This window comes from Candidatus Endomicrobiellum cubanum (assembly GCF_031278955.1).
Lineage (GTDB): Bacteria > Elusimicrobiota > Endomicrobiia > Endomicrobiales > Endomicrobiaceae > Endomicrobiellum > Endomicrobiellum cubanum.
Window position 1 is genome coordinate 20,329 of record NZ_JAITJM010000025.1, and the last position, 7,303, is coordinate 27,631.

The window sequence follows — 7,303 nt, forward strand, 5'->3', positions numbered from 1 at the left end:
TTATCCTAAAGATTTTAAATTTTCATTTATTTTTTCTAATTTTACATTTGCTTCATTGAGTTTAGATTTGATCTTTTCCACTTCTGAGCTTGGCGCTCTTTTTATAAAATTGTCATTTTGCAATTTTATATTAACTCTTTCTATTTCTTGTTTTGCAAGGGCTAATTCTTTAGAAAGTCTCTGTCTTTCTTTCTCTATGTCTATAAGGCCTTCTAGAGGTAAAAATATTTCAAAACCGTTGGTAATAGCAATAGCAGAATTTTTTGGTCTTGCTATATTTTTTGCAAAAGTTATTGAACTTATTTTTGCAAGGTGCTTTATATAACTTTCATTTTCTTTTACAACTTTTTCTTTGTTTTCATCTAACACATTAAACAATGCCTCTATTTGGCAAGCTGGAGAAATATTCATCTCGCTTCTAATAGTTCTTAAAGAAATAATTATTTCTTGCAGAGATTTCATTTTATCAATACTGCTATTATCATTTTCTTTTTGCTCATTTAAAAGTTCGCTTTCTGCAATTATCTTTTGCTCTCCTAATATTTGCCATATTTCTGAAGTTATAAACGGCATAACAGGCGACAATAATTGCAACACATTTTTAAGAACATATACTAATATGCTAAGAACCTGTTTTCTTACTTGTATATTTTCAGACGTCATGCGTATTTTAGAAAGTTCAATGTACCAGTCACAATATTTTGTCCAAAAAAAGTCGTAAAGTTCTCTTGAAGCAGTATCTATATTATAGGACTCATAAGCTTTTTTTACTTTTAAAGACATCTCATAAAGTTCTGCTAAAATCCACTTGTCTGAAAGTTCTACAGTTCTTAAATCCTTTTCTAAATTTTCAATTCCTTCCAAATTCATTATTATAAATCTTGAAGCATTCCATATTTTGTTTGCAAAATTTCTTGCTGACAAAAACGACTCTTCTGAGATTTGCATATCTCTACCAGATGCAGCAGCACTTGCTAAAGCAAATCTTAAAGCATCCGTTCCATATTTACTCATGATTTCACGAGGATCAACTACATTCCCTAAAGATTTAGACATTTTTTTGCCATGCTTGTCTCTTACAATACCGTGAATGAACACATCTTTATATGGCACGTCTTTCATAAATTCTAACCCAAATTGCACCATTCTAGCCACCCACAAATATATAATTTCATGTCCTGTAGATAAAACTGAAGTTGGGTAAAAGTATTTTAGTTCTTCATTGTTCTGATCGTCTTGCCAACCAAAAACACTCATTGGCCACAAAGCAGAAGAAAACCAAGTGTCCAATACATCTTCGTCTTGAACAAAGTTTGTCCCATTGCAACAATTACAATGTGTTGGCTTTTCAAACGAAGCTATTGGTTTACAATTAGTCTTATTACCTTTTTCATCCACGCAATAATATACTGGTATTCGGTGTCCCCACCATAATTGGCGGCTTATGCACCAATCTCTCAAATTTTCAAGCCATAGAGTATAAGGTCTTTTCCAAGATTCTGGGTGAAAGACAGTTTTTTCTTCATTTACTGCTTCTATCGCTTTTTTAGACATTTCACTAACATTTAAAAACCACTGTTCTGACATTAAAGGTTCTATTGTTGTAGAACATCTATAACACTTACCAACTTTATGAGAATAATCTTCCACCTTTACTAAATATCCATTTTCTTCTAGCTCTTTAACTACTTTTTCCCTAGCTTCTTTTACACTTAAATTTTTATAACCTTCTGGAACATTTATCAAATTTCCATTAATATCTATTACATCTATAACTTCAAGATTATTCCTTCTTGCAATTTCATTGTCCACAGCATCACAAGAAGGCGTTACTTTAAGAGCACCTGTACCAAACGATTTATCTATACTGTAATCTGAAATTATTTTAATCTCTCTATTTACTAAAGGTAATATCACAGTTTTACCTAAAAGTTTTTTATATCTGTCATCACTAGGGTTTACTGCAACAGCAGTATCACCGAACATTGTCTCTGGCCTAGTTGTTGCTATAACAATATAGTCGTTAGAATCTTTTAGTGGGTACTTAATATGCCACAGACTACTTTTTTCATCATCGTACTCAACTTCTATATCTGAAAGCGCTGTACCACATCTTGTGCACCAATTGACAAGTCTTTTTCCTCTATATATTAAGCCTTTATTAAAAAGTTCTATAAAAGCTTTTTTTACAGCTTTAGAACGGCTTTCGTCCATGGTGAAAGCAACTCTATTCCAATCTAAACCACAACCCATCATTTTAAGTTGGCTTAATATTGTATCACCTGTTTCATTCCTCCACTGCCACATTTTTTCTAAAAACTTTTCACGACCTAAATCGTATTTATTTATACCTTCTTTTTTCAACAACTTCTCAACTACAGTTTGTGTAGCGATACCACCATGGTCAGTACCAGGCACCCATAAAGGATTGTATCCTTGAAGTTTTTTAAATCTTATTATAATATCCTGCAAAGTAGTATTTAAAGCATGTCCCATATGTAATGAGCCTGTAATATTTGCAGGAGGAATAACTATAGTAAAAGGTTTTTTGTTTTTATCCACTTTTGCTGAAAATATTTTATTTTTTACCCAATATTCGCTCCATTTTCCCTCAACTTTTTTAAAGCTATAAACTTTCTCCATCTCCATAACAAAAACCTCTTTAACTTAATTTTATTTATATGACATATCAGTAATTTAAGTATAAAAACTATTCTTAAATTATATCAAAAAAACATCTTAGGTGTATTTTTTGTATAATCTTTTTTTAAAGAGGTTTTATGAATAACAAAACAGTACTAATAACAGGTATTTCAAAAGGTATTGGGAAACATTTGGCAATTGCTTTTTCAAAAGCTGGATGGAACATATATGGTTGTTATAAAAATGATAAACCAGACTACAGTATTAAAAACTCTAAGTTTATAGAAGCAGACATAACTATTTATGATGACGTACAAAAACTAGTAACAAATAGTATAAAAGAATATGGACACATTACGTGTCTTATAAATAATGCAGGAATTTCTAGCCCTTCAACAATATTGAAGATGGATAACGATAAATGGCTTTCTGTTATAAATACCAATCTGACAGGCACGTTTTATACAACAAAAGAAGTTTTAAAAGTTATGAGTAAACAAAAAAATGGCTCTATCATAAATATAGCATCTATATGCGCGTTTAAGCATTTTATGGGAGATGCAAATTATTCTGCCTCAAAAGCTGGCCTTATTGCTTTTACAAAAAGTCTCTCGAGAGAAGCTGGACGTTCCGGAATAACAGCAAATGCTGTTTTACCTGGATTTCATCTTACAAACATGGGCAGCAATGCAAGCAATACTTATATGGAAGAAGTAAAAAAAGAAAGCGTCTTAAACACAACAACAGATATTAAAGAATTTACTGATTTTATAGTTTTTTTATCAGAACTTAAAACTGTATCTGGACAGGTCTTTAATTTCGATTCAAGATTGATATAAAAATGTATACTGACATTAAACCAGTAATCACGGGAGTAGGCATAGTTTCACCTCTAGGCATAGGTAAAGAAGAAAATTGGAAGCAACTAATAAATTGCAAGCATAATATCTTCTACAGTAAAAAATTAGATGTGCCTATTGCTATTTTGGATAATTTCAATGTAGCAGACAGTCAAAAACAGTATAAAATGGCAATATTAGCTATCAGAGAAGCACTTGAAGACGCGAACATTGCAAATTCTTTCCACAACAAAAAAATAGGGTTTTGTTTAGGCGAAAGTAAAACAAATCTATTTAATAAGCCTTTTGAATATTCTTTACTAAAAGAATTAAGCAAAACTTTTCATTTTAATGAAACTTCCTGTATGTCTGCAGCATGCGCTACAGGAACTTTAACAATTATACAAGGTTGCAAAATTATAGAAAATGGAAATTGCGACACTGTTATTTGCGGTTGCAGCGAAACTTCTATACACCCGCTATACATAGCAGGGTTTAAAAATATGGGTGTCTTAACAAAACATATACCTAGTCCTTTTGACAAAGATAGAGACGGATTTGCAATTGGCGAAGGAGCTTGTTTTGTTGTAATTGAAAGATTGGAAGATGCCGTTAAGAACAATCGTAAAATATATGCTGAAATTGAAAGTTTTTCAAATGGTATATATTCTGACAATACTTTATCTATAGGATCTCACTTAAAAATGAAGCAAATAATTAAAAAAGCTGTATCCGGACATACTCCAGACTATATACATATGCACGGAACAGCAACAAAATTGAATGATTATAATGAGAGTAAAGCTGTTTTTGAGTCTTTTAATAATGTAGACAAAATTTCTTTAAGTTCTACAAAAGCATCTACTGGACACATGCTAAGCGTGTCTGCTCTTGCTGGAACAGCATTTTCTTTACTTGCTATGAAAAATAATATTGTCCCCCCTACTTTAAATTTTAAACAAACAGACATAAACTTAAATTTGGATTATACCCCAAACAAACCAAAAACAAAAATTATTAATTCAAGTCTTATTTTATCTTTTGGGTTTGGAGGCCAATCTTGCGCCTTATTTTTAAAAAAACATAAATGTGGACAATATGCTTAACAAATTTTTATCAGAAAAAATATTAGATATAGAAAATGATGGACTTAAAAGATTTTTAAAAGACATAGATTGCTCTCCGACGTCTAAAATAAAAATTCAAGGCAAAGAGTTAATCAATTTTTCGTCTAACAATTATTTAGATCTGGCTGGCAACAAAATATTAGAAAAAAAAGCTTTGTGTATTATTGAAAAATATGGTTTGTCAGCCACTTCATCACGGCTTGTGTCCGGAAACACTTTAATACACAAAAAATTAGAAGAAAATTTGGCTTTATTTAAAAGCAAACAGGCATGCCTTGTATATCCAAGCGGATATCAAACAAATTTAGGCGTTATAAGCGCTTTAATGTCATATCAAAAAGATGCCTGCATAATAATGGATAAATTAAATCATGCTTCATTATGGGACGGAGCAAAACTATCAGGAGTTAGAATCTTTGTTTACCAACATTGCGATATGAACTCTCTTGAAAAAGTTCTTAAAAGAACTAGAAATTATAAATTCAAACTAGTAGTTACTGAATCTTTATTCTCGATGGACGGTGACATTACTCCAATGGATGAATTTGTAAACCTTTGCCAACAATATGAAGCTATAAGCACGATAGACGAAGCTCACTCTACAGGCATTTTTGGGGATCAAGGGAAAGGTCTTGCTAACAGTTTTGGAGTTGCAGATAAAATAGACATTGCTATAGGCACTCTTTCAAAAGCTTTTGCGCTACAGGGCGGTTTTGTGTGCGGATCCAAAACGCTGATAGATTTTTTAATAAACAAGAGCAGAGCTTTTATATACACAACTGCAATTTCGCCATTTTTAGCAGCTATGACCATAGAATCTTTAAAAATTATAAAAGAAAGTGATAACGCTAGAGCTCATCTTTATAATATTTCAAAAATTTTGAAAAATAAATTAAAAGATTTAGGGCTTGACATTGGTAAGTCTGAATCTCAAATAATACCAATCATAACAGGAACAATTGAAGAAGCGGAAAAACTATCATCTCAACTTTTAAAAAATAATATTTACGCTCCTTCGATTAAACCGCCAACTGTTCCAAAAGATAAAGCAAGGATACGAGTATCTTTAACTTCCGGGCATAGTGTTAAAGACATAGATCTTTTAATAAATTCATTAAAATAACAGTTAAAATTGACTAAATATCAAAAATTATATATAAATAGCTATTATATTGGCTGATTTCGTTATAAATCTGCCAATATATTTGTCAGATTTAACTTAAGGAGGACAAGTGCTTTTAAAAAGAGAATTACAAGATATTATTGAAAAATGGTTATTTAAAGATAAAATAGTATTAATTTATGGAGCGCGTCAGGTAGGGAAAACCACTCTTTGTAAACAAATTCTAAAAAAATATTCTACAACAAAAAAGACTGCATACTTTAATTGTGAGTCACTTGAAGTAAAAACTGCATTCGAAACTACTAGCAAAAATTTATTGTGCATGGCTTTAGATAATAAAGAACTTGTAGTATTAGATGAAGCTCAAAATATAAATAACATAGGCCTAACATTAAAAATAATTCATGACGTTTTTCCGAACATATGTGTAATTGCAAGCGGTTCTTCAAGTTTTGACTTAATAAATCAAGTAGGAGCACCACTAACTGGAAGATCTGTCCCATTTATATTGTATCCTTTTTCTGTAAAAGAGATTAAAAATAATTTCGGTTTTACAGAAACTATAGGCAAACTTAACGAAATGTTACTTACCGGAGCATATCCTAGTATTTTGGGAATCTCAGAAAGTTTAGCTCAAGAAAGCTTGTCAATAATGGCAGGTAATTACTTATACAAAGATGTTTTAACTTTTGAAAAACTTAAAAATTCAAATAAACTATTAGAACTTTTACAACTACTAGCATTACAAATTGGTAAAGAGGTTTCTTATTCTGAAATAGGACAAAGGCTTGGCATGAGTCATTCAACTGTCTCAAAATATATAGATTTACTAGAAAAATGTTTTATAATTTTTAAGTTGCGTTCTTTCTCAAAAAATCCGCGTAAAGAAATATCCAAATCTATTAAGATTTTCTTTTATGACTTAGGTATAAGGAATGCTCTTATACAAACTTTTACCCCTTTAAACCTTAGAACTGACATAGGAGCTCTATGGGAAAACTTTTGTATTGTTGAACGTAAAAAACTGAATAATAATCTTCAAAAAAGAGTTAATCAATTTTTTTATAGAACCTTTACAGGAGAAGAAATAGATTATATAGAAGAATATAACGGTACCATGGAAGGATATGAGTTTAAATACAGCAAATATAAAATAAAACAACCAAAAAAATTTATTTCAAATCATGCTCTATCAGATATCAAATGCATCAACAAAGGAAACTGGTTTGAATTCCTTATATAAGTTATAATTAAATTCTAAAATCTTAATATATATGGCTACTTAACATTTATAGTAATATCATTCAAATACGATTTAGGAAACATTTTTAAAAACTGTGCTTTCTCATTAAAGTTTTTCATATCACATAAATATTGATTTGTCACAAGAATATGTCTGTCATACATGCTTGTTTTTTCTATTACGTTTATCCCATTTATTGTCTGTTTCCCTAATTCATAATCAACTATTAAAAATACTTTGCTCTTGTCTTCTATTGAATTTATATATTCTATTGCTTTCATTCCCTTTGTGAAATATTTAACTTCTATATCTCCTTCATATTCCTTAA

At 30.5% G+C, this 7,303-nt stretch carries 6 protein-coding genes; 4 read left to right on the forward strand and 2 right to left on the reverse strand.

Features of this window, described 5'->3' with window-relative positions; genetic code table 11:
- Complete coding sequence (locus LBD57_RS02590) at nucleotides 1–2,649, reverse strand: valine--tRNA ligase (protein ID WP_373469784.1); 2,649 nt, start codon at nucleotides 2,647–2,649, stop codon at nucleotides 1–3.
- A 131-nt stretch (nucleotides 2,650–2,780) separates the two neighbouring features.
- Here LBD57_RS02590 and LBD57_RS02595 point away from each other — a divergent pair, with 131 nt between their 5' ends.
- The 4 genes from LBD57_RS02595 (at nucleotide 2,781) to LBD57_RS02610 (ending at nucleotide 6,975) form a co-directional block, all read left to right on the forward strand.
- A complete protein-coding gene (locus LBD57_RS02595) occupies nucleotides 2,781–3,482 on the forward strand; it encodes an SDR family oxidoreductase (RefSeq protein WP_373469785.1) in 702 nt (233 codons plus the stop codon).
- A 2-nt stretch (nucleotides 3,483–3,484) separates the two neighbouring features.
- Nucleotides 3,485–4,588 carry a beta-ketoacyl synthase gene (locus tag LBD57_RS02600; RefSeq protein WP_373469786.1) on the forward strand — a complete coding sequence of 368 codons (1,104 nt, stop codon included), beginning with the start codon at nucleotides 3,485–3,487 and terminating at the stop codon, nucleotides 4,586–4,588.
- On the forward strand, nucleotides 4,581–5,732 hold the full coding sequence (locus LBD57_RS02605) for an aminotransferase class I/II-fold pyridoxal phosphate-dependent enzyme (protein WP_373469787.1): 1,152 nt from the start codon (nucleotides 4,581–4,583) through the stop codon (nucleotides 5,730–5,732). Before LBD57_RS02600 ends, LBD57_RS02605 begins: the two co-directional genes overlap by 8 nt.
- Before the next feature lie 109 nt (nucleotides 5,733–5,841).
- Nucleotides 5,842–6,975, forward strand: coding sequence for an ATP-binding protein (locus tag LBD57_RS02610; RefSeq protein WP_373469788.1), 1,134 nt, complete (start codon nucleotides 5,842–5,844; stop codon nucleotides 6,973–6,975).
- 35 nt (nucleotides 6,976–7,010) lie between these two features.
- On the opposite strand, the gene LBD57_RS02615 is transcribed toward LBD57_RS02610, so the two are convergent.
- Nucleotides 7,011–7,303 (reverse strand): hypothetical protein (locus LBD57_RS02615; RefSeq protein ID WP_373469789.1); only part of this gene is annotated, 293 nt, incomplete at its 5' end.